17 protein-coding genes, 1 pseudogene, 1 CRISPR repeat array and 1 other annotated feature are annotated in these 21,961 nt (G+C 65.7%); of the genes and pseudogenes, 14 read left to right on the top strand and 4 right to left on the bottom strand.

Going from position 1 to position 21,961, the window contains the following annotated elements:
* From I0C86_RS43120 to I0C86_RS09250, 5 genes are all read left to right on the top strand, one after another.
* The coding region (locus I0C86_RS43120) for a hypothetical protein (RefSeq protein ID WP_230393846.1) at window positions 1-748 on the top strand (748 nt) is incomplete at its 5' end.
* 89 nt (window positions 749-837) lie between these two features.
* Window positions 838-921, top strand: coding sequence for a pentapeptide repeat-containing protein (locus tag I0C86_RS45415; protein ID WP_196200805.1), 84 nt, complete (start codon window positions 838-840; stop codon window positions 919-921).
* 847 nt (window positions 922-1,768) lie between these two features.
* The gene (locus I0C86_RS44940) at window positions 1,769-2,362 is read left to right on the top strand and encodes an RNA polymerase sigma factor (protein ID WP_196200802.1); all 594 of its coding nucleotides are present in this window, start codon (window positions 1,769-1,771) and stop codon (window positions 2,360-2,362) included.
* Window positions 2,359-3,210, top strand: coding sequence for a hypothetical protein (locus tag I0C86_RS09255; RefSeq protein WP_196200801.1), 852 nt, complete (start codon window positions 2,359-2,361; stop codon window positions 3,208-3,210). Before I0C86_RS44940 ends, I0C86_RS09255 begins: the two co-directional genes overlap by 4 nt.
* A gap of 228 nt (window positions 3,211-3,438) precedes the next feature.
* Window positions 3,439-5,187, top strand: coding sequence for a tetratricopeptide repeat protein (locus I0C86_RS09250; RefSeq protein WP_196200800.1), 1,749 nt, complete (start codon window positions 3,439-3,441; stop codon window positions 5,185-5,187).
* Here the strand turns inward: I0C86_RS09250 and I0C86_RS09245 are convergent.
* On the bottom strand, window positions 5,151-5,774 hold the full coding sequence (locus tag I0C86_RS09245; RefSeq protein ID WP_196200799.1) for a metallophosphoesterase: 624 nt from the start codon (window positions 5,772-5,774) through the stop codon (window positions 5,151-5,153). The genes I0C86_RS09250 and I0C86_RS09245 overlap by 37 nt on opposite strands.
* Entirely contained in the window at window positions 5,771-6,577 is an 807-nt protein-coding gene (locus tag I0C86_RS09240) for a nucleotidyltransferase domain-containing protein (protein WP_196200798.1), read from the bottom strand. Before I0C86_RS09240 ends, I0C86_RS09245 begins: the two co-directional genes overlap by 4 nt.
* A gap of 362 nt (window positions 6,578-6,939) precedes the next feature.
* On the opposite strand from I0C86_RS09240, the gene I0C86_RS09235 reads away from it, so the two are divergent.
* Entirely contained in the window at window positions 6,940-10,656 is a 3,717-nt protein-coding gene (locus tag I0C86_RS09235) for a tetratricopeptide repeat protein (protein ID WP_196200797.1), read from the top strand.
* Window positions 10,657-10,828: 172 nt separating this feature from the next.
* Here I0C86_RS09235 and I0C86_RS09230 read toward each other — a convergent pair whose 3' ends face one another.
* Window positions 10,829-11,185 (bottom strand): IS3 family transposase, encoded by a 357-nt coding sequence (locus tag I0C86_RS09230; RefSeq protein ID WP_323373548.1) that lies wholly within the window; start codon window positions 11,183-11,185, stop codon window positions 10,829-10,831.
* A gap of 74 nt (window positions 11,186-11,259) precedes the next feature.
* Here I0C86_RS09230 and I0C86_RS09225 point away from each other — a divergent pair, with 74 nt between their 5' ends.
* The 7 genes and pseudogenes from I0C86_RS09225 (at window position 11,260) to I0C86_RS44390 (ending at window position 18,828) form a co-directional block, all read left to right on the top strand.
* Window positions 11,260-11,571: a transposase gene (locus I0C86_RS09225; protein WP_196200795.1), complete on the top strand. Its 312-nt coding sequence runs from the start codon at window positions 11,260-11,262 to the stop codon at window positions 11,569-11,571.
* Window positions 11,526-11,639, top strand: a sequence feature (AL1L pseudoknot). Its footprint overlaps the gene before it by 46 nt.
* A complete protein-coding gene (locus tag I0C86_RS09220) occupies window positions 11,568-12,275 on the top strand; it encodes an IS3 family transposase (protein ID WP_196200794.1) in 708 nt (235 codons plus the stop codon). Its footprint overlaps the feature before it by 72 nt. Before I0C86_RS09225 ends, I0C86_RS09220 begins: the two co-directional genes overlap by 4 nt.
* A 495-nt stretch (window positions 12,276-12,770) precedes the next feature.
* The gene (locus I0C86_RS09215) at window positions 12,771-12,941 is read left to right on the top strand and encodes a hypothetical protein (protein ID WP_196200806.1); all 171 of its coding nucleotides are present in this window, start codon (window positions 12,771-12,773) and stop codon (window positions 12,939-12,941) included.
* A 581-nt stretch (window positions 12,942-13,522) separates the two neighbouring features.
* The gene (ltrA, locus tag I0C86_RS09210) at window positions 13,523-14,953 is read left to right on the top strand and encodes a group II intron reverse transcriptase/maturase (protein WP_196200793.1); all 1,431 of its coding nucleotides are present in this window, start codon (window positions 13,523-13,525) and stop codon (window positions 14,951-14,953) included.
* Between the two features lie 203 nt (window positions 14,954-15,156).
* A complete protein-coding gene (locus tag I0C86_RS09205) occupies window positions 15,157-15,756 on the top strand; it encodes a reverse transcriptase domain-containing protein (protein ID WP_323373547.1) in 600 nt (199 codons plus the stop codon).
* A 314-nt stretch (window positions 15,757-16,070) separates the two neighbouring features.
* A CRISPR array of direct repeats spans window positions 16,071-17,649; the repeat unit is 30 nt; unit sequence GTTGCGATCCCTCCAGGGGTGATGACCGAC.
* 194 nt (window positions 17,650-17,843) lie between these two features.
* Window positions 17,844-18,365: pseudogene (locus I0C86_RS44935) on the top strand (helix-turn-helix domain-containing protein); the annotation flags it as partial.
* A 49-nt stretch (window positions 18,366-18,414) separates the two neighbouring features.
* Complete coding sequence (locus I0C86_RS44390) at window positions 18,415-18,828, top strand: transposase family protein (RefSeq protein WP_255527658.1); 414 nt, start codon at window positions 18,415-18,417, stop codon at window positions 18,826-18,828.
* A gap of 185 nt (window positions 18,829-19,013) precedes the next feature.
* Here I0C86_RS44390 and I0C86_RS09195 read toward each other — a convergent pair whose 3' ends face one another.
* Window positions 19,014-21,485 (bottom strand): hypothetical protein, encoded by a 2,472-nt coding sequence (locus tag I0C86_RS09195; RefSeq protein ID WP_196200792.1) that lies wholly within the window; start codon window positions 21,483-21,485, stop codon window positions 19,014-19,016.
* 70 nt (window positions 21,486-21,555) lie between these two features.
* Here I0C86_RS09195 and I0C86_RS09190 point away from each other — a divergent pair, with 70 nt between their 5' ends.
* The gene (locus I0C86_RS09190) at window positions 21,556-21,936 is read left to right on the top strand and encodes a hypothetical protein (protein ID WP_196200791.1); all 381 of its coding nucleotides are present in this window, start codon (window positions 21,556-21,558) and stop codon (window positions 21,934-21,936) included.
* The last annotated feature ends 25 nt before the right edge of the window (window positions 21,937-21,961 follow it).

The raw sequence follows: 21,961 nt of genomic DNA, 5'->3' as shown, positions 1-21,961 counted from the left end.
GAATCCACGCCACGAACCCGAGCGTAGGGGACCAATTAGTGCCTCAGAAACAACCCACCAACACCCAACACCCCAGGTCAACGCGCTGCCCACCGTCGCGCCGCGAGCCGGTGACCAAACTCAGGTCAAATGGCCGATTAAGTCAGACCTCGACACCCCGCAGCTGGATTTGATCATAGGTGAGGCGCGTCGGCAGCTCGATCGCCAACGTCTCGATCTTGAAAGCCTGCGAACCAGGTCAAACGCACTGCTGGCCCTCTGCCTAGTCGAGATCGGTCTCCTCTCGGCCGGCGTGAGCAAGGTGTTCAAGCACAGTTGGCTGATCTTCCCATGGGCGGTGAGCGTCCTGGCGGTGCTCCTAGCGTTGGGCGGCGCGATCGCGCTCCTGGCTGCAAGGGCAGATCTTGGTGGCGTCAATCTCATTGGTCTCGCCACCGCTGATCCTCCACTGCACAGGGTCGCCGCGAAAACCTACGCGACATCAGTCGGCACCGGGGACGTCACGATCGCCGCACGCATCACGGTCTTTCGCGACGCAGTGTTCTTGGCAATCATCGGTGCGATCTTGTACGCCGTAGTTTGGCCTACAGTGGCGTTCCAAATCTCAACCCTTCAACCATCCAAGCCCACTGTCAGCGAGGTCCCAACATGCTCGACCTGTACACCGTCCTTGCAACCCCCGCCAACCACAGCCCCGACGAAGACGACAAACGTCCCCAACCCACCACCAGGATTACCGAGTCGGTAGAGACAGTCGATGCGGACTGCGCCGGTATTCTGACGGACTCGATCGCAGTTTGATACTCCAGCGGGTCCCTGCGAGGACGATCTGAGGAAATGCTGATCGGTGCGCAACTCCGAGCTGCGAACCTGCGGGATACGCAACTTCAAGGGGCATACCTGGTCGGGGCGCAACTCTGACCGCGACCGATACAGACGGACCCACTCCCACGTCTCCGACCCGTCCCCCGATACGGTTGTCAACTCTTGTCCCCCAAACCGCGGCTGGCCCTGACAACGTGCCGCGCCGGCTTTCGCGACCGGTATGAGGGCGGGTACCTGCGGGCCAGCGAGGTCGGAGGGGCGGTGGGGGTGCGACCATGGCGAGATCGCCGGCGCTCCGCTTTGCTGCGGTTGCTGATTTCGGGCCGTCATAACTGGTGCGAGCCGTTATTGCTGCTCGACGGCGCATGGGTCTCGCACCGGCACGTTGACGAGGGCCAGGTGCTCCGTCGGTGATCGGCAACCTCACACTCCTGCCCGGTGCTCGACCTACCACTCGGAAGGTTCCCCTGACCTGGAAGGACGATTGTGTGCACCGGTATTAGTCAGCCGCCCGTTTCGCCACTATCGCGCACGCCACGCTCGGTCTGGATCGCGTTGATCCTTATCGCCGCCGCACTCATCGGTGGTGGGGCCGGGCTGTTGGCCTGGGCGGGCGGGGCGAACGTCCCCATGGCCATACTCACTGGGGGTGGGGCGTTCGGCGGTGCCATTGTGCTGCTACTTACCCTGTGTAGGTACGGCGCGGGTGACGACCGATAGCCTTACCGTTACTGCCTTGGGGTCGGTGGACGGAGGACCCGTCCACCTTCTCTTATCTTCGCTCAGGGCCTCCGAGGCGGCGTCGCCGAGCGGCCCCGGGCGTCGGAGACCTGCTAAGAATCTTGGCCGGGTTACTCACATGCGCCGTCGCCGCAGGACCTACCGTACGGGCGACCACCCTCTAGGCGGCCGCCACCAACTGGGATCGGAGGACAAGACCCGAGTGGATGCCGACAACGTCGTGGCCCAGGCGGCGGCCATACCGCAGGGAGGCGTCCGCGCTGCCCCACCCGGCTTCGAGGATTTCTACCGCTCTCGGTACCGCCAATTGATGGCGTACGCCATCCACTTAGGCGCTTCCCGAACCGAGGCGGACGAGGTCACGAGCCAGACACTGAGCCAAATGTTGTCGGGCTGGCATAACATCTCCGACCGGCTCGCCTGGGCCCGGCGGGGCGTGATCAATAATTTGATCAAGCACAAGAAGAGCGAACGCGCCAGGATGGTCCGCCAGGCCGCGTACCTTGCCCAGACCTTTGAGCGACCGCTGGAGGAGCACGCCAACGTGTGGGAGGACCCGGAGTCGGTCAACACGCTGTTGGAAACTCTCACGCCGAATCAGCGAGCCGTAGTTGAGCATATTATGCGGGGCCTGTCACAGACAGAGATCGCCCTGCTGCTAGGCAGGTCTTACGACGCCGTCCGTCGCACGCTCAGTGACGTCCGGCGCCGCCTAGAACCGTCCCGGCCACCAACAACCGGCCGGGATCAGATCAGCAACAGCACGGGCACCCGGGCGAGGAAGGAGGACCGATGACCATCGACGACCCCGACGGGAACCAGAACGACCCTGCCCCGCTCGATGACCTGGACCGGGAGGTCTTCCTCATCGACGAGACGGCCATCGACATGACCGACGGCGAAATCGACCAGCGACTGCGGAACACCCTCGCCGCCGGCGGCTACGCACCGAGCCCCGTACGGATCGGGCCGCCCATCGACTGCCCGGAGCTGCCCATTACGGTCCGGGTACCGCCGAGCAGAGGGCTGATGGCGTCCAATCGACCGCGCGTGCCACTTCGGAAGCGCGGCACACGGTATGAACGCGATCCCCGGCCCAGACGGGACGGGCCGCAGACGGACAGGCGGCTCCAGGACCGTAAGTCGAAACAGACCAACACTGCCTCGGTCACACCCGGACGCTCCCTCAGCGCCCGGCGCCAGGAACCGCGACCCATCGCTAACGTCGGTCCCGTTGAAGGGCGGGTGGCCGTGATCCACGCGGATCACCCAAGGCGGAGCCACCGAAGGCCGGACGGTAACCCGTCGCTGGCCGAACCCATCCTGTCCCCGGGGCGCTCGGCGTGGCTGGCGACCCTCATCGACTTCCACATGCGCCGGACAAACACCACCGGCAGCTTCGACGAGGAGATCCGACTGCTCCGGGCCCACGCATGGGTCTACCTCGCACTCATCTTGCGGGTGCTGATTCTCGGCCTGGGCCTCCTGGCCGCCATAATCGCGTTCGGCACCGGAGTCGCGCCCGCCCAACTCGTGGTCTCGTTGGCCGTGGGTACGGTCATAGGCGCTGCCGCTCATCCGCTGTGGGCTTGGATTACGAGCCGAATGTCAATGGGCAAGAACGGCCGGTCCCGCCGCCGTTGACCAGCCCCGGTTCACACTATCCTGGACATTGACCGCTACCCTGCCGAGGCGCCCCCCGACCTGATCGCGTCCGGCGGGCCGCGCTCTTTGTGCCAGGCCAGAGTGGATGTTATGTCCCAGCGGCCCGCAGCGGCCGGCCGTTCAGTGCTGCGCGGGTCACACGCTGCAATCCCTCTGCGCCGTCGGTAACTTGCCGCCACCCGTTGGAACGGTCGGTAGTCTGTCCCGATGCCGAGCACGGTGGAAAACTACAAGCTCTTCATCGCCTCACCCGGGGGTCTCGACCCGGAACGGCAGGCGATCCGGGACGAGGTGGCGGCGTTCAACGAGAAGTCCGGCCGAGATCTGGGCTTGCGTTTCGAGGTTACCGGCTGGAAGGAAGTGTCCGGCGGGATGGGGCGCCCTCAAGAGCTCATCAATAGGGAGCTGGAGCAGTGCGACTACATGATCCTCATGCTAGCCAGCCGCTGGGGCATGGCTCCGATGCGCGATGGGCAGTTCTCGTCCGGGACCGAGGAGGAGTTCAATCTGGCTCGGGAGTGCATCAACCGGGCGACCTCGCCAATGGCCGACATCCTGGTGCTGTTTAAGGGGGTCCCCGAGGAGCAACTTCGAGATCCGGGCCCGCAGCTGAGCGCGGTGCTTGATTTCAAGCAGAAGCTGGAGGACTCGAAGGAGGTCTTCTTCAAGACCTTCGACGATCCTGAGCTGCTACGCCGGGAGGTGGCACTGCGTCTGCACAGTTGGGCACGGGAGCGTGAGGCGGGTGCAGCAGTGGGCGTCCTGCTGCGGCATCCGTCCGGCACCTCGACCGCACCTGGTGCAGGCGTTGTCGCGGCCGGGGCCACTGCCTTGCTCGCCGCAGAGGCGTTCGAGGCTGGCGGCCTCATGACGCAGGCCGAGGCGGCATACGCCGAGGCGATCGCTGACGCGGACCTTGAGAGCCTTCAGAAGTACGCGAGATTCCTGCGCCGGACCGGGCGACTGACCAGGTCGCTGGAGATCAATGAGCGCATTCTCTCCCAGCTCACGCTCTCCGATGAGCCCTTCGGTGCGGTGACACTGCGCGCCCGGATCCTCACTAGCATCGGCATCGTCCACCGTAAGCTGGGCGACCTTCGGACGTCGCGATACAAGCTGCATGAGGCGGTGCAGACCGCGAAGCAGGGCGGGGACGTCGCGCGTGACGGGCTCGCCTACGCTCTCGACAATCTGGGCATCACCGCGAGCCATGCGGGCGACAACGCGGAGGCGCTCGATTGCTTTCAGCAGGCCCTGGCCATCCGCGAGGACACCGGGGACAGCGCCGGGCGGGCGTTCACGCTCACCAATCTCGCCCGGCTGCACCGAACGTCCGGATCGATCGAAGAGGCGAAGACCGCTCTGGCGGAGGCCATGCAGATCCTTGGTGCCCTCGACGACAGGCCCGGACTCGCGGCTGCCCATTCGACGATGGGTGAAATCCTGGATCAAGAGGGAAGGCTCGCGGACGCCGAGCGGTCGTTCCGGGCCTCGCTGGCGAACAACGAAGCGTCGGGCCGGCCGGACAGCATCGCGATGAGCCTCAACCAACTCGGGCGGATTCTGATGCGCCGCGGCGATCTGACGGCCGCTGAAAGACACGCTGAACGCGCCTTGCGGGAGAACGAGTCGATCTCGAACCGGGAGGGCATCGTCCAGTCAACCCACCTGCTGGGCACCATCCTGGGGCGCACCGACCGCACCGCGATGGCGGTCACGCTGCTGCAGGACGCCGCCGGGGCCTACGGGTCGATTGGCAACCGCACCGGGGAGGCCTGGGCCCGGTTCCATCTGGCGGAGGTGCTCCACCAGATCGGCGACGACGCGGGTGCCTATGGAGACCTGGCAGCGGCCCGCGCCCTGGTCCAGACATCCGGTGACCCGCGGCTCCGGGACGAGGCGCAGCGATTCGCTGAAACTCACGGCCTGACCTCGCGCCCTGCGTCGTCAACCTGAGTCACCTCTAAAGACGGCCAGGCCAGGCAGCTCAGCCTGCCGTCCGTCAGCGTTGCGCACCCCGTGTCGATGGCCGCCGCAGCCCGCGTGACTGCCGGCACCAGGCTCCGTTGAGGAACATGACCGTAGACGTGGAACAACACCGGCGCCTGAACTGGTGGTACGTCCCGGGGCGCATGCGTGACCAGTAGACCGTCTTCGTGGAAGTGACTCCGCAGGGACCGGAGCAGACGCAGGTGCGACGGAGGGACCGCAGCGCGCAACTGCCTCAGGACATCCGCCTCGACCGCTGGAACGTAGGAGCGGATCGTTGCCGCCCCGCCGATCATCAGGAAGTGTTGCAACGCATCGGATTCCAGACAGGCGAGGAATGCGAGGTCGTGGTTGCCCGCGACGAGGGAAAACCGACCGGGGTCGCCTGCCCGCTCCACCAGCAGTTGCAGGACCGCCGCGCTGTCCTTGCCCCTGTTGACGTAGTCGCCGACGAGCACCAGGTGGTCGTACCGGGCCTCGACGAGAGCTAGAAGGCCCGTCAACGCGGCGGCGTTGCCATGCACATCCCCGATAACCCCGATCACCCGAGTCACAGCAGCACCTTGGGCAGATCCGAGTAGTCGAGACTGTCTGCGTCGTCTTCGCCCTCGGAGCCAGCTCGCACGGCAAGCGCGGCGAGATTGCGATCTGTGTCCCACACGGCGATTGCGGTCGCGGCCAAGGAACCGAAGCGGTTGTGCGGCAATGGACCCACGATCGCGACGAGTCGGGACGTGAGCTCGTCCAGGAGCGCTGGCGACACCGGTGCCAGCAGTTCAGTATCCGACGCCAGCAGGGTCGCCAGGGCGGGATCGTCGAACCTGATCGCCAGCTCCCTCACAGAGAAGCACGGCCTGCCCTGCAGCATGGCCCTCGCATAGACCGCTGTCCGCAACAGGTACCGCGTGAGCCGGACTATCCCCGGCAGGTGGCCGGAAAGCTCGGATGTGGGCAGGTCAAGGATCATGCTGTAGCGGCGGACGTTCGCCAGGAGTGCGTTCGGTGTGGCCGGCACGATCTGGTCCAGCGCTTCGGCCAGCTCTCCCTCGGGGTCGAAAAGGACCCGGCCGTCGCGCACGAGATGGGTCCCAAACAGCGTGTCGCTTGCGCCTCGGAGTTGCTCGCCGCTGTAGGTACTCACAGACAAACGACGCGCTTTAAAGGTGTGGAAATCGCCACGGGCCAGGCGAAGAACATCGAAGTCGGAATGATCCAGGTAATCACCACGCGCGCGGCTACCGTACAGCAGCAGACCTCGCGTAGGCGTGTCCACCCGCCTTTCAAAATCGGCGATCTCTTGCGCCGTGACGCCGACGTTGCGCAACGCCACCCGGGCACCCTCCTCGAGATCAGCCATGATTCCGAAAGGCTAACAGCTGCCGACCCGCTGTTCCGATCATCCGCCAGACATAGGCCGGTACGTTTCGGCGTGGCATCCGAGCCGCTCTTGCGATCGCTGCGCAGGCTGGCTGCCAAAGCCAGAACAGACCGCGACGGTGACGACTCTGTCACGGCTGCCGGAGCGCGTTTAGTTTGGCACTGCCGGCTGTCGGAGGTCGACAGTAGGGTGAGTGTTATGGGTGGTGGTCCACGTGATGCCACGGCGCGTTGCTGGCGTAGGGAATCGGTCAGGCGATGAGCGGCGATGTTGCAGGCGCGGGTGCTGGCGCGGTTGGTCGTCGGCGGGCTTCCGCGTACAGCACCGGTGGTGGTGGCACGGTGCTGGAGCATCGTTATGGTGCGACGTTGCTGGCCGCATTGCTGACCGGTGAGCCTGTCGATCTCCTGGATACGCCGTTCGTCCTTAGCAGGGTGACGTTCCAGGACCGGCTGTGCCCGGTCGATGACGTCGTGATCGAGGGGACCGCGGCCGGTGGCGATCACCGTGTGGTGGCGGTCGCGGTGCGTCGGAATCCGATCATCGCGGATAGGAATCCGAAGTTTCTCGCGTTGTTGGCGGGGTTTCTGCAGGTCGTTCGGGACCGGCCGGATGACCTCCACGATGGCACGTTGCGTCTTGGTCTGGCGGTCGCCGACCCGCACAGCGGTGCTCGGGAGCTTCGGAGTTTGACGGACTTGGCCCGGGACCGTGTCTCCGGTGCGTCGTTTTGGGCAGCGATCGATGCCGGCGATGTCGCGGCTAGGGAGCGCCGGCGTTGCCGGGGGCTCTTGGCGGCCGTCGCGGCTGTCGGCGAGCTGCCGGCCGCTGCGGATGGACCCACAGGCGAGCTGGTCTGGGAGCTGCTTCGCGTTCTCTATGTCCTGCTTTTGCGTGTCGAGGGTGATGTCCAGCCGGACTGGACTCGCTGGGCGGCGAGCCTGGCGCGATGTACCTCAGATGCGAGTGAGGCCGATCGGTTGCTGGGCTACCTGTATGAGCTGACAGGCCGAAAGGCACCTGGCGGGGCGGAGATCACCCGCGAATCGCTGCGTCAGCAGCTCACCGGAAGGTTCACCCTGATTGACGAGTCGGGTGAACGGATCCGAACGAGCGTTGGAAGGCGCGACGGGAGCACGAGTTCCGGCGAGTTGAGCCGTGTGACGTCACCGTGTGAGGTTTGGCCGCTAGTCAGGCACGTTGACCCTCGCGATCTCGGCGTCCATCCGGCCATCGTCGTTCCCGGTGCGGCTGACTGGCAGCCCGCCTACGTCGCGCGCGCGGTTGATGACCAACTTCGTGTGGTGCTGCGGGCTGGGAAGGCAAGTGGCTGTTTCGTCGTCCTGCTCGGCGGCTCGTGCGTCGGCAAGACGCGAGCCGCGTTCGAGGCGGTCTTGAACGTCACGCCGGACTGGCAACTGTTCCACCCTGTCGACTCGCACGAAGTGATCGCGTTCGCCGCGGATCCGAAGCCGCATACCGTGCTGTGGTTGGACGAGATGCACAACTACCTCGGTGGTGCGGGCGGGATCACCGCCGGGACGATGCGGTCGCTGCATAGATCCGACGCCGCGGTGATCGTCATCGGGACCGTATGGCCCGACAAGTACGTGGCGTACACGTCGCTGCCCGTCGGGGACGAAGACCCGTACGCGGGTGAACGCGGGCTTTTGCGCCTAGCCGACGTTGTGGACGTGCCGGTGGCCTTGTCCGGACCGGAGCGGGCTCAAGCCGAAGCTGTCGCCGTCGGCGACCCGCGTATTCGCGTCGCACTCGACTCGGCGGACTACGGCATGACGCAGGTGTTGGCGGCTGCGCCGTATCTCGTTCGCCGCTGGGAGAATGCTCCCACTTCGGAAGCCGCTGCAGTGATCACGGCAGCTGCGGACGCGCGGAGAATGGGGATTCACCGGGCGGTACCCGCACCCCTGCTCCGGGACGCCACCTCCGGATACCTGTCAGCGGCGGAGAGGGCCACTCTGGCCCCGGACTGGTTCGACACTGCCCTGCGGTACGCGACGCAGCGACTCCACGGTGCTACCTCTGCCCTGTCGGCGCTGGCTGATCCATCTGGCAGGGTCGTTGGGTATGGCGTCGCTGACTATCTGGTGCAACGAGGTGCTCACACGCGCCGTGCTGCAGTTCCACCCGATAGTTTTTGGCGGGCATGTGCAGCCCACGTTGACGATCCGTCCGAGTTGTTCCGCCTTGGCATGGCGGCCGAGCAACGTGGACTGGTGCAGACCGCCGAGGAGTTGTGGCGCAGGGCTTGTAGGGCAGGGGACGCGAACGCGCGCGACCAGCTCGTGCGGCTACTGTGCGATGAGGGGCGCGTAGATGATGCGAAGGCAGTGCTGACCGGTGCCATCGACCGCGGCGACGCGGATGCGCGGCGGCGGCTCGCCGCGCTACTGGGGCGAAACGGGGAACTCGCGGAGGCGGCGGCGTTGTGGCGTTCGATCGCCTTCAGCGACCCGACGGCGTTCCTGCCTTTGGCCGCGGTGCTTGAGCGCGACAATCAACCCGACGCAGCGATCGCAGCCTGGGAACTCGCGGCCAAGGCCGGTGTCGCCGACGCCGTGCGACACCTGGCCGACCTCCTTGAACGCCACGCACGCATCGACGAGGCCATCGAACTGCTCCGCGGCGCCGGTGCGAACGGCAGCGCGCACGCGTGGGACTGGTTGGTCCAGCTGCTACGGCGTAATGGCAGGATGCCCGAGATTGAGCAGGCCCGCCGGCAGGCGTTGGCTGCCGGAGCGCCTGGCGCGTTCGGCCGGCTGGTCCGCATGCTCCATACGCAGGACCGCCATTCGGAGATCGACGCTGTCCTTCGGCAAGCGGTGCGGGACGGGCGTCGTGGTGCTCGCGCATGGTTGGCCCGACGCCTTGAGCTGCAGGGCGCGGTGGTGGACGCTGAACGGACACTGCGTGATGCCGTCGACGACGGCGAGGTGAGCGTCCGCCTTGAGCTGGAGGGCTTTCTCTCACGCCACCGACCGGAGGAAGCCGAGGAGCGGCTACGTCAACGAACTGCTGAGGGCGACTTTCACGCACGGCACCAACTCGCTGAACACCTGGCCCGACGCGGTGAATTCAACCACCTCATCCGATTTTGGGAGGGCCAAGCTGATGCGGGTGACGCGGATTCGCTGTGCAACCTCGCCCACGTTTATCAAAGGACGGGTCGCGTCGAGGAAGCGTTCGAGGTACTTGGCCAGCTTGCCGACGCCATGCCGGGAAGTAGCTGGAGGACTCGTAGCAAGATCGCCGAGCTTCATGAACAGCGGGGGGAGATCACACAGGCAATCACGGCGTGGCAGCGGGCAACGGCAGAGGGCGAGGAGGATGCATGGGCGAACCTCGCCTGGCTACTCGTCCAACACGACCGGGACGACGAGGCCGAACAAATTCTTCGCAAAGCAGATGCCGCAGAACAACCCGGCGCACTCCACGAACTGGCCTACTTCCTGGCTTCACACGGGGGGCTGACTGAGGTCGAGGCCTTGTGGCGCCAGGCAGCCCGGACAGGCGACCATGCGAATGCCGACCAGCTCATCGAGGTCCTCCTGGAACACGACCAGACCCGCCGTGCCGAAGAACTTCTGCGTCGGGCCGCGTCTCGCGCCGACCGGCGAGCACGGATTCAATTGGCCGGGCTGCTCGAACGCCTGGAACGGACAGACGAGGCCATCGAAGTGTGGCGGCAGGCCGCCGACAGCGGTGACCAGTACGCCCGCGACCAGCTCGTAGACCTCCTCGAACAAGAACGTCGGCTCGACGAGGCCATAACCATCCGAAGGGCAGCCGTCGACGCCGGCGAGCGCGACGCCAGACAACACCTCGTTCGCCTGCTCGAACGTTGTGGATACATCGATCAGGCAGCAGACGTATGGCGCGAAGGTGCGGCCGCCGGAGAGCCTGGCGCGTACAGTCGTCTCGCCGGACTGCTCGATCGCTACGGCCGTCACGCAGAGGCTGCGCAGGCATGGAGCCACGCAGTGGACGCTGGCGAGATCCTCGCACGCAAGGGAATTGTTCGGGACCCGTTGAGATGAACGCACGGCCTGCCGGTGTGCCGCGTACCCGGTACGGTTTGCCATCCGCCCGTGTACGAACGGATCCGTCCTCTCCGCGGCCGGCCCTCGGCAGCCTTCATCGGATCGGCAAGAGGGCTGCTGAATGTGCGAGTTGTTGGGTGAGTTCCCCCCCGCCTTGATGGAGCGGTGGTTACCTGCTGCCGGCTGACGCAGGGGTGGTGATAGGTGGCTCGGCTGGGTTGTTCTGCCGGGTATGCCAGGCGGTCTCGTACTCGTCGGGGCTGAGGTAGCCCAGCTCGCGTTGGATACGGCGGGTGTTGTACCAGCCGTCGATGTAGGCGAAGATCGCGTTCTCGGCCTCGTCGCGGGTCCGCCAGCTCGTGCGGTAGACGAGTTCGATCTTCAACGTCGACCAGAAGTTCTCCATCAGCGCGTTGTCGTACGAGTCGCCGACCGAGCCCATCGAAGGCAGGATTCCGTTGTCGATCAAGCGTTCCGCGAAGCGGAAAGACGTATAGTTCTTAGGTTCAAGGGGTCGTTGCAACACTGGCTACTTGAGGTTCCCCCGGTAGCTCGGAGACTTTCGATCGTGGTCTGATAGGCCCTGACCAGGAGGTTTTCGTGCCCGCCCCTCGTAAGTACCCGGACGAACTACGTCAGCGTGCGGTACGGCTCTACCGGGAGTCCGACCCCAAACCGGTGATCAAGCGCCTGGCCGAGCAACTCGGCGTGCATCCCGAGGCGCTGCGTAACTGGATCCGCCAGGACCAGGCAGATCACGGTGAGCGTTTCGACCAGCCCACCACGGCCGACATCGAGGAACTACGCCGGCTCCGCAAAGAGGTAACCGAGCTACGCAGAGCCAACGAGATCCTGAAGGCCGCCTCGGCTTTTTTCGCATCGGAACTCGACCCGACCCGGCGACGGTCATGACGCTCGTGAACGAGTTGCGTGACCGCTTCGGGGTCGAGCCCGTCCTCCGGGTCCTGACGATCGCGCCGTCGACGTACTACGGCTGGGTGGCCCGCGAGGCCGACCCTGGACCGCGGGAGGTCGAGGACCGTGGGCTGCTGTCGGAGATCGTCGACATCCACGACCGCTCCGGGCGCACGTATGGCAGCCCACGTGTGCACGCCAGCCTCGCCCGTCGTGGCATCCGCGTCGGCCGTAAGCGGGTCGAGCGGTTGATGCGCGGGCACGACCTGACCGGTGCGTTCCTGCGCCGGGGTTGGCGGGGCGGCTCCACGAAGCAGAACCCGAGGGCAGACCCCGCACCGGACCTGGTCAACCGGAACTTCACCGCCGACGCCCCGAACCGGCTGTGGGTGGCGGACGCGACCCGGATCGTGACGGGTGAGGGTGTGCTGTGGCTGGCCGCGGTCCGTGACGCGTTCTCCAACCGGATCGTCGGATGGAAGACCTCCGACCGGTGCAATACCGACCTCGTCCTGGGCGCACTGGAGTACGGGATCTGGTCACGCGACGATCGAGTGGCAGAACCGGCCCCTGGACGCGGTCTATCCGGTGATCTTCCTCGATGCGGTGGTGCGCCGCGAGGCGCTGTTGAACCGAGTGGAGGTGGGAGACCTTCACCTCGTGGCCGTCGCAGCGGCTGCGTGAAGCTGGGGGCAGCCTGATCCGGGGGACGCCGGGGAGGGTGCAGAGCAGCCCTGACAACGACGGGACGTGCCGGTACTGCCAGACGGTGCGGGTCCGGCTAGCGAGACGAGAAGGTGTACTGACAGGAACCAGCGTTGACGTCCCGTAAGCGATGTGCCGGCTCGAATCTGGTGGATGTGGGCCGGGGTGCAGTGCACGACTGCCTGCGGTGTGGGGCGGTCGACTTCATGTCCGACTGATAGCGCCGCGCATGGAGGCCATGGTGAAGGTCTGCGGCGTAGCCGTGGCGAGGCTGCCGGGATAACAGCTGGGCGCCTACCTCGTCGATCGGTCAGCAGTGAACGCGGGAACCACCCACGGTCGCCCTTGCGCCGCCCGTCCGGGGCGGTGACGGGCAGACCCGTCGCCGGTTGATGGCCGCTGGGTGGGGCGGAGGTCTCGTAGTAGTCCGAGGTCGGGAAAGCCGATCACATGGCGAAGGGGACCAGCAAGTCAGCAGCGAGGAGATTGGAATGTCGGAAGAGCCGTCGGTGAACACCGGCGCGCCGGAGTCGGTTTGGCCCTTACCTGGGTCGGCGGAGCTTCGGGTACTGAAGATCCAAACCAAACTGCACCAGTGGGCGGCGAGTGATCCTCATCGCCGGTTCGATGACCTGTTCGTGCGCCACGAGGCGCCACTGTGACCGAGTTGGGGTGAAAGGCCCTGGCCGCTGGGCTGTCGCAGCAGCCTGGCGAAGCTGAGGACAGCCTGATCCGGGAGACGCCGGTGAGGGTGGGAAGCAGTCCTGACAACGACGGGACGTCCTGGTACTGCCAGACGGGACGGGTCCGGCTAGCAAGACGAGAAGGTGCACGAGAGGAACCAGTGCATGAAGCTCCGTAAGCGTCGAGCCGACTCGAACCTGGTGGATCTGGGTCGGTATGCCGTGCGGACCCGCCGGGAACATCCGGTGGGTGACTCCGAAGCCGGGATGAACAAGTCGGTGGGGAGGCCATGGGGAATGTCTGCGGCGTACCTGTGGCGAAGCGGTCGGGGTATAGCTGGGCGCCTCCCTCGTCGATCGGTTCGTGGTGAACGTGGGAACCATCCGCGGTCGCCCTCCCTGTGGTCCAGCCAGGACGCAGGTGGGCAGGCTCGTCGTCGGCTGATAGCCGTCGGGTGGGGCGGAGGCTTCGTAGTAGTCGGAGGGCGGGAAAGCCGTCCACATGGCGAAGGGAGCCAGCAAGCTGGCAGCGACGATGCTGGAATGTCTGAAGGACGCCGGTGAACACCGACGCGCCGCCGTCGGAATGGCCCCTGCTGGGGTCGGCCGAGGTGCGGGTACAGAAGATCCAGACGAAGCTGCACCGTTGGGCGACCGACGATCCAGATCGCCGGTTCCACGATGTGTTCAACCTTGTCTATGACCCCGCGTTCCTGCTCGTCGCGTGGCAGCGGGTGCGGGGTAATCGGGGTGCCCGGTCGGCAGGTGTGGACGGCCAGACGGCGTTCTTCGTCGAGGCGCGGCGAGGCGTGGAACCGTTCCTCGCCGAGATCCGCGACGAGCTGAAGACGCAACAGTTCCGTCCGTTGCCGGTCCGCGAGCGGATGATTCCGAAGGCGGGCGGCAAGCAACGTCGACTGGGCATAGCCACCGTGCGAGATCGTGTCGTGCAGGCGGCATTGAAGCTGGTTCTTGAACCAATCTTCGAAGCCGATTTTCGGCCCTGCTCCTACGGGTTCCGTCCCAGGCGCAGGGCGCACGACGCGATCGCTGAGGTCCGCACGTTCGCCGGTCCACCACACCGCTATGAGTGGGTGTTGGAGGGCGACATCACGGCCTGCTTCGACGAGATCGACCACACCGCTCTGATGGGCTTGGTGCGGCATCGGATCACTGACAAGCGGGTTCTGCTGCTGGTCAAGGCGTTTCTGAAGGCCGGGATATTCAGCAAGGAGACTGGCCTGAGGAACTCGCAGGAGGGTGCGCCCCAGGGTGGCATCCTGTCGCCGCTGCTGTCGAACATCGCGTTGAGCGTTCTCGACGAGCACTTCGACCGCAAGACCCAGCACCGACGGAGTTTGCCCCGTAGCCAGCAGCGCGGACAGCCGATCTTCCGGCTGTCGCGGTATGCCGACGACTGGGTGCTCCTAGTCAAGGGCCAGCGGTCCGACGTGGAGGCGCTGCGCGACGAGACGGCAGCGGTGCTGGCCACCGTGGGTCTTCGCCTGTCACAGGCAAAGACGATGATCACCCACATTGACGAGGGTCTGGACTTCCTCGGCTGGCGCATCCAGCGCCACCGCAAACCAGGCGCGGCCAACAGCTACATCTACACCTATCCCAGTAAGAAGGCCGTCAGATCGGTCACCGGGAAGGTGAAGACGCTGAGTCGGTTGAACCGGAACCAGCCGCTCGAAGTGTTGCTGCACAACCTGAACCCAGTGCTACGAGGGTGGTGCACCTACTTCCAGCCCGGAGTGTCCAGCGCGACCTACGCCTACCTGCGCGGCTTCACCTGGCGCAGGGTAATGGGCTGGCTGCGCCGTAAACACCCCGGGATGACCTGGAAACAGCTGCGCCACCGCTACTGCCAGGGCGGCTGGTGGCCGTCCGACGGCGACGTGGCGCTATTCAACCCGGCGCGGACACGCACGACCCGCTACCGCTACCGGGGTGCCGCAATCCCCACACCATGGGCGAGCATGACCTGATCGCCGCGATTTCGCGGAGCCTGTGGAGAGCCGGATGCTCGGCCAACGGGCACGTCCGGTTCGGGAGGCGGGCCGCAGAAACGGATCAGCGGAAACTCTGACACCGCGCTGCGGTCCGACCTCACAACCTCGTCGCCGATCCCGCGTTCCTGAGCGAGGCGTGGGTTCGGGTGCGGGGCAACAAGGGAGCCCGATCCGCTGGGGTGGACGGCCAGACCGCCTACTCGGTGGAGAAGGAACGCGGCATCGAGGCGTTCCTGCGCGACGTGCGTGAGCAGTTGCGCTCGCGCACGTTCCGGCCGTTGCCGGTCAAGGAACGGATGATCCCGAAACCGGGCAGTCGCACCAAGCGGCGTCTGGGGATCCCGACCGTGACCGACCGGGTCGTGCAGGCATCCCTGAAGCTGGTGTTAGAGCCGATATTCGAGGCGGACTTCCAGCCGTGCTCCTACGGCTTCCGCCCGAATCGGCGGGCGGATGACGCGGTCGCGGAGACCCGTCACCTCACCTCCCACCCACGCGACTACGAATGGGTGGTGGAAGGCGACATCACCGCCTGCTTCGACGAGATCGACCACACGGCCCTGATGGACCGGGTGCGTCGGCGGATCGGAGACAAGCGGGTGTTGGCGCTGGTGAAGGGGTTCCTCAAAGCAGGCATCCTCAGCAAGGACGAGGGCTTACGCGAGTCGAGTACCGGCACCCCGCAGGGTGGGTTATGTTCAGCTGAACATAACCCACCCTGCGGGGTGCCGGTGTGGGTGTCGCGCCGGTCACCGAGTTCGGTGAGCACGCCGGCTTGAGGAACGCCTTCACCAGCGCCAGCAGTCGTTTGTCCTTCACCCTTGCCCGAACGTGGCCCATCACTCCAGGGATGCTGACCGACTGCCCAGCACCGATCCGGTGGCGTGGTGGCCGCTGTTGCGATCCCTCCAGGGGTGATGACCGACCCCCAACGGCTACCATGTGTTGAGTGTCCTCAACCGGCGTTGCGAGCCCCCCAGGGGTGATGGCCGACTGAACCGCGGGCAGCAGCTCTACCTGTCCGCGATCTCGTTGCGATCCCTCTAGGGTGATGACCGACTCGGCGGCGACCCGTTCGCGGTCGCCGGTGTCGTGTTGCAATCCCTCCAGGGGGCATAACCGACCGATCAACCTCACCTTTCCCCACTTCGTGATCCGGATGTTGCGATCCCTCCAGGGGTGATGACCGGCCCGGTCGGCGCCAAGATCTATACGTATGGCGCAAGTTGCGATCCCTCCAGGGGTGATGACCGACCCGAGCCAGCTCGACGCGATCCTCAAGGCCGTGATGGGCGAGTTGCGATCCCTCCAGGCGTGATGACCGACCGCTGTCCATCGGGCGAACCGTCGTCGAGGGCCGCAGCATGTTGCGATCCCTCCAGAGGTGATGACCAACCGTCCAATCAGGGCCGGCAGGCGATGGTCTCCACCAAGTTGCGATCTCTCCAGGGATGATGACCGACCTGGCCGGCGCCGACTTCTAGGTGTGGGACCTCACGTTGCGATCCCTCCAGGGGTGATGACCGACTTGATTGACCTTGATCAGCTTGTTGCCCGGCTACTCGCGTTGCGATCCCTCCAGGGGCGATGACCGACCCCAACCTCACCCGAGGAGCACTCACCGTGTCCGTGTCACAGTTGCGATCCCTCCAGGGGTGATGACCGACCCGAGCGTCACCGAGAAGGAGTGAGCACCTTGACCACGTTGCGATCCCTCCAGGGGTGATGACCGACGCTCACCTCCCACGCTCCTCAGGAAGGTTCGGCCACGTTGCGATCCCTCAAGGGGTGATGACCGACCAGCACGCGCAGGGTGGCCATCGTCCCGTCCACGTTGTTGCGATCCCTCCAGGGGTGATGACCGACCGTACTGGGCCAGCGGGTCCTGGTGGCGTTGCGATCCCTCCAGGGGTGATGACCGACGACTGGCAGATCATCGCCGCTGCAGAGGAGGAATGCTTGTTGCGATCCCTCCAGGGGTGATGACCGACCAGGGCGCGGACTTCGGCGCCTGGCTGACGGTGATCGGTTGCGATCCCTCCAGGGGTGATGACCGACAAGTCAAGCTTTTCGCTGAGGTCCGCTTTGCGTTCCGGTTGCGATCCCTCCAGGGGTGATGACCGACCCACCGACGTCGTGGTGCTCGCCGGCCGCGCGTACGCGTTGCGATCCCTCCAGGGGTGATGACCGACGGCCACGAGCACGAGGGTCAGTGGATCGACATCCAACGTTGCGATCCCTCCAGGGGTGATGACCGACGTGACCTCGCTGATCCGGTCGTCGGTTGGCGCCGCTACGTAGTTGCGATCCCTCAAGGGGTGATGACCGACTGGAGATGGTGCGGGTGGTGGTGCGCGGCCGGGTCGGGGTTGCGATCCCTCCAGGGGTGATGACCGACAACCGAAACACCCCGCGCCGCGCTGAGCGGCCAACCGAGAGGACGTTGCGATCCCTCCAGGGGTGATGACCGACTGGGCCGCGTTCTGGCGGGTCGGCTCGGACGTGGTGTTGCGATCCCTCCAGGGGTGATGACCGACTCGATTCCCAGTTCGTCGTTCAGCAGACGGCGCCCGAGTTGCGATCCCTTCAGGGGTGATGACCGACATGGGCGTACCACCCGACAGGGTGCCGGTCGATGTCGAGTTGCGATCCCTCCAGGGGTGATGACCGACCCGAACCTTAAGTCGCAGGTCAGCCCTGCTTCCCATGCCTCGGTTTGGCCGAGTTTTGCGGCAGTCCGGCGGTTGTGCATCTTTGCTGGTCAGAGCATTGAGTCCGGGTGACCCAGGTCGACATCGACAGGGGACGCAGAAGCGATTATTACACTCTAACGACCTCGTGCATGGTTGCGCGTGCTTGAGCATCGATGATCGTTGTCCTGATCATGATTAGCGCGATGATCATGAGCAACCGTCGGATGACTGGTCTGTCCCGGCAGGTGATCGAGTGCCTGGTCGCTGAGCTGGCGCCACGATGGCAGGCCCGTCACCGCGACCGCCTCACCGGGAGGGCCCGTCGTCGTGCCATCGGCGGCGGGGCAAGGCACCGGTTCGGGTTCACGGACCGGCTGCTGGCTACGCTGGTCCACCTACGACACGGCATGACCCACGACGTGGTCGCCGCGTGGTTCGGGGTGCACCGCTCGACGATCACCCGCAGCATCGGCGAGGTCCGACCACTGCTGGCCGAGCGCGGCTGCCGTGTGAACAGCGGGATCCGGTTACGGACCCTCGCTGATGTGGTCGCGCATTTCGGCCACCACCCGCGGGCGCTCATGGACGCCACCGAGGTGCGTGTCCGCAGACCGATCGCGGGCCGGCCCGGTCGGGACCGGTTCGTGTCCGGCGAGGCCCGGCTCAACACCATGAAAGCCCTCGTGATCTGCGACCCCGTCGGCAAGTTGTTGTTCTGCGGCGAGGTCCGCCCCGGCTCGATGCATGACATCACCCAGGCTCGTACCGCCGGGCCTGGTCGACCTCCTCATGCACACACCGCTCGGCGTTCAAGTCCTCGCCGACGCGGGTTACCAGGGCCTGGGGACGGACACCAACGCAGGCGTGATCACGCCCAAACCCAAGCCACAGAAACGCCGCACATCGTTACCACCGAGCGTGATCGCCGCCCACGACGCGGCACGGAAACGGCACTCCTCACAGCGCATCCGCGTCGAGCACGTCATCGGACACCTCAAGAACTGGCGGATCCTCGGCCGCTACCACGGCCGACGCGAGCACCTCGACACCACCATCCGCGCCATCGCCGGCCTACTGTCCGACCACCAACACACCAACCGGAACGACAACACTCCCCGGCGACCCAGGGCACTACCAGCCGGCCCTCGCACCCGATGAAAGCTGTGTTCGACCGTCAGCCAACCGTGCACGAGGTCGTTAGACCTTCAGGGACTGGTGGCCGGCGATGACCGGTCAGCCTATACCTGCGGTTTGTTTCACCCCTCAACTGGTTGGCGTGCAACGCCGACGGATGGTGGACGCCCCTATGGAGGGGAAGGGCGCCCGCCATCGCGCTACCTGCGCTATCGCCGCTCGGATGCCCAGGTATCTCTCGTTGGTTCTCGCTGGTTAGTGGCTTGATTGATATCCATGATTACCTCTCGGTGGAGCCGAAGCAGGCTGTCTGGTTGGTTCGGCCGTCCGAGGCCGCGATCGGCGGCCGAGACGACTGCGCTATGCAGCAATGTGGACACGTTGCGCGGTAACATGTCGGCGTCGAGCGGGGTCAACTGCCACCTAGCGGCAAGGTGGTCCGCTGCGTCGGCCACCACGTCATCGGGGTTGGGCCTGGTTCCATGCGTGATTGGGGCTCGGTCGCGGGCTTCGTTGAGTAGCAGGAGGATTCGCGCGGGTACCGCCTCGGGCTTGTCGTGGCGCTGTGCGTCCTTGCGCAACCCGTCCCGGAAGTGTCTGTATTTTTCTCCCGGTCGGCTCTGGTTCCTCTCTCCCGGTTGTTGGCGTTCCGGTCCGGCGGCGACCGATGCCTCCATCGCATCCGCCGCGAGGACCAGCAGGTGGATCTGGCTGGCGGGTGTCGTGGCGTGAGCGAGTGCGGCGCTTACCAGTTCCAGGCGCGCGGCGATCAGGTCCATCGTCCTGCTAGTGCGGTCGGAGGCTGATGTCGACGCCGTATCCTGCAGCGGTGTACGGCTGGCGAAGGTGTCGGCCAGTCGGCGGACGTTGTTGGTGATCTCGGGATGGATGGCGGAGGCGGCCAGCAGCCGCCAGGCGACGTCCAGTTCTAGGGTATGCAGGGCTTTCTTGGCCGCGTTGAGTAGCGGGAGATCGCCACCGGTGAGTGCCGGCCATAGATGCACTGGGTAGGTGCCCTGTGTTTCTGGGTCTGCTGTCTGGCGGACGAACAGGGGGATTCCGTGCCGGGCGCCGATGTGGCGTACGGCGTGAAGCAGGGTGAGGACGATCGGCTTGGGGCCGGTGGGGATGAGTAACAGCGCACCTGTCTCACGTGTGAGCCGGCTCTCGATGGCCCGCTCGACAGCCACCGGGTCGATCTTGGACAACTCGATCGGCTCGACCCATGCTTGTCCTCTGGGTTCGCCTGTAAACCCGTAGGTGGCATTGGCGATCAGTTCGGCGTCCGCGTCGGCGTGGTCACGGCTGCCCTGTCCGTCGTCAACTCCGAAGATGACCGCTCGAATTCGGGTTTCCTCCACACCGAGGTGGTCCAAGACCACCGTCGGTATGCCATCGCTCAGTTGTTGTCCGACGCTGCCGACCCGGGGGTCGATCTGAGTTCCGGCGAGCCAGACTGCCAGGATGGTGTCGGCCGGTATGACCGGCGGCTCGGGTAGTCCGGCATCGCGCCAGCCGGCCTCGTCCGTGGTGTATCGGGACAGGTAGTTGCCGACGATTCTTGCGTCACAGGGCGCGGGGGGACGGAGGTTGTGACTGCCCTTGCCGATGTTCTGCAGCGAGTTGGCTTCGGGGGAGTACAGCCATTTGTAGGACGGCAGGTCGGTTGAGGCACACACCATTGGGTCGTCGTGGTTCGTATGTCCGATCATGCGCAGCTTTGCCCCGAGCGGGGGGCCACCCTTGGGTCTTTCGTACTTGAGGAGCAGGTCTGCGGCCCAGGGGTGATCAACTTTGTCGTTGGCGAGTAGTTCCTCGTACCGTCGGGTGATGTAGCGGCGTACGGCGAGGCTGGCGCTGCCGTCGCGACGTACGACAGCGTCGGCGAGCACGGCGCGTAGCGACGCGCAGTCGTGGGCCGCGAAGCCGTCGGCGTGCCGTTTCGCGGCTTGTCGCACCAGGTCGCGCTGGGTCTCGGTAAGTTGGACTGCGGGCGGGGTCTTGCCGGCGAGGTCGTCTAGGGCCGCGAACATGCGCCATCGAACGAAGACGCCGACGACCGGATCGACGTTGAGCTGTTCCAGCGGGTCAACGACCCGGTACGTGGCTGATTCGCTGGTGAGGACGAGTTGCCACTGCAGTCCAGCGTGGGACAGTGCGGTGAGTACGCCCATGGTCAGCGCCGTGGACCCGGAGCCCCAGGTGACCACCGCCTGCCGGTATGGCGGCGCCTCGCCGAGGTGACTGGTGAGCATGTCGACGATCGACGTCTCGGTCAGTTTGGGAACGGCCAGTACGGTGGCCTTCCGAGCCGGGAAGGTTCCGTCGTTGGCCGCGATCGCGTCGAGGACGTCGGCGAGGGTCTGGGCGATCGGCAGCGTGTCCAGGGGACGTGGTGGGTTCTGGCTGGTACCGAGTACCACCACAGTCAGGTCCGGCGTGGCGTCAAGAGCATCCAGCGCTCCGAGTAGTGGACTGGGTGCGGGTGTACTGAGCGGCTCGTCCTGCCATGCGTCTCTGGTGAGCATCTGACGGGCGGTGGCGGGGCCGTCGGGGCCGGCGAGGGCGGCGGCGAGGTCGCGGCAGCGCTTCGCGACCCGTTCGGCTCCGACTTCTTCGGATCGGTTTCGCGACTCGAGGAGGAGGTCGGCTTCTCCGGCGACATGTACCAACAGACGCATGGCCGCCATGTGTACCAGTCCGACTACCTCTTGTCACCCCTGCGGTCGTAGTGCTGTCTACGCTGACGGAATGCGGCCGGCGGACGGAGACAACGCATCCGAGGTGGTCAACCTGACCCCGCACGTGGTGCGACTGGTGGGCGACGGGGCGACCGTGGAGTTGATTCCGGTTGGACCACCGGCTCGGGTGGTGCTGCGACCGGATCAAATTGACGGGGTGGTGCGGATCGGGCCGCTCGTGGTGCCGTTGAAGCGGACCGCAGCCTCATCCGAGGTCACGGGTGTCCCGGATCGCAGGCCGGGGGTTCTGGTCATCGTCGCCCGGCCGGTGGCGGAGGCGTTGCCCGACCGCGACGATCTTGTCTATCCACACGACACGGTGCGCGATGACCGGGGTGTGGTGGTCGGATGTCGGTCACTCGCCCGACCGGCGGTTGCCGGCGACCGATGAGAGCGGCTGGGCTGGGCATCCTGTC

Origin of the sequence: Plantactinospora alkalitolerans (assembly GCF_015690345.1) — a bacterium.
Taxonomy (GTDB): Bacteria; Actinomycetota; Actinomycetes; order Mycobacteriales; family Micromonosporaceae; genus Plantactinospora; species Plantactinospora alkalitolerans.
This window is presented reverse-complemented; position numbering and strand designations above follow the sequence as displayed.

What these genes read in the sequence shown, in the direction of transcription:
- I0C86_RS45415 (WP_196200805.1), top strand. Translation starts at nt 838, where the DNA reads ATGCTGATCGGTGCGCAACTCCGAGCTGCGAACCTGCGGGATACGCAA.
- I0C86_RS09255 (WP_196200801.1), top strand. Translation starts at nt 2,359, where the DNA reads ATGACCATCGACGACCCCGACGGGAACCAGAACGACCCTGCCCCGCTC.
- I0C86_RS09250 (WP_196200800.1), top strand. Translation starts at nt 3,439, where the DNA reads ATGCCGAGCACGGTGGAAAACTACAAGCTCTTCATCGCCTCACCCGGG.
- I0C86_RS09240 (WP_196200798.1), bottom strand. Translation starts at nt 6,577, where the DNA reads ATGGCTGATCTCGAGGAGGGTGCCCGGGTGGCGTTGCGCAACGTCGGC.
- I0C86_RS09220 (WP_196200794.1), top strand. Translation starts at nt 11,568, where the DNA reads ATGACGCTCGTGAACGAGTTGCGTGACCGCTTCGGGGTCGAGCCCGTC.
- I0C86_RS09215 (WP_196200806.1), top strand. Translation starts at nt 12,771, where the DNA reads ATGTCGGAAGAGCCGTCGGTGAACACCGGCGCGCCGGAGTCGGTTTGG.
- I0C86_RS44390 (WP_255527658.1), top strand. Translation starts at nt 18,415, where the DNA reads ATGACATCACCCAGGCTCGTACCGCCGGGCCTGGTCGACCTCCTCATG.
- I0C86_RS09195 (WP_196200792.1), bottom strand. Translation starts at nt 21,485, where the DNA reads ATGCGTCTGTTGGTACATGTCGCCGGAGAAGCCGACCTCCTCCTCGAG.
- I0C86_RS09190 (WP_196200791.1), top strand. Translation starts at nt 21,556, where the DNA reads ATGCGGCCGGCGGACGGAGACAACGCATCCGAGGTGGTCAACCTGACC.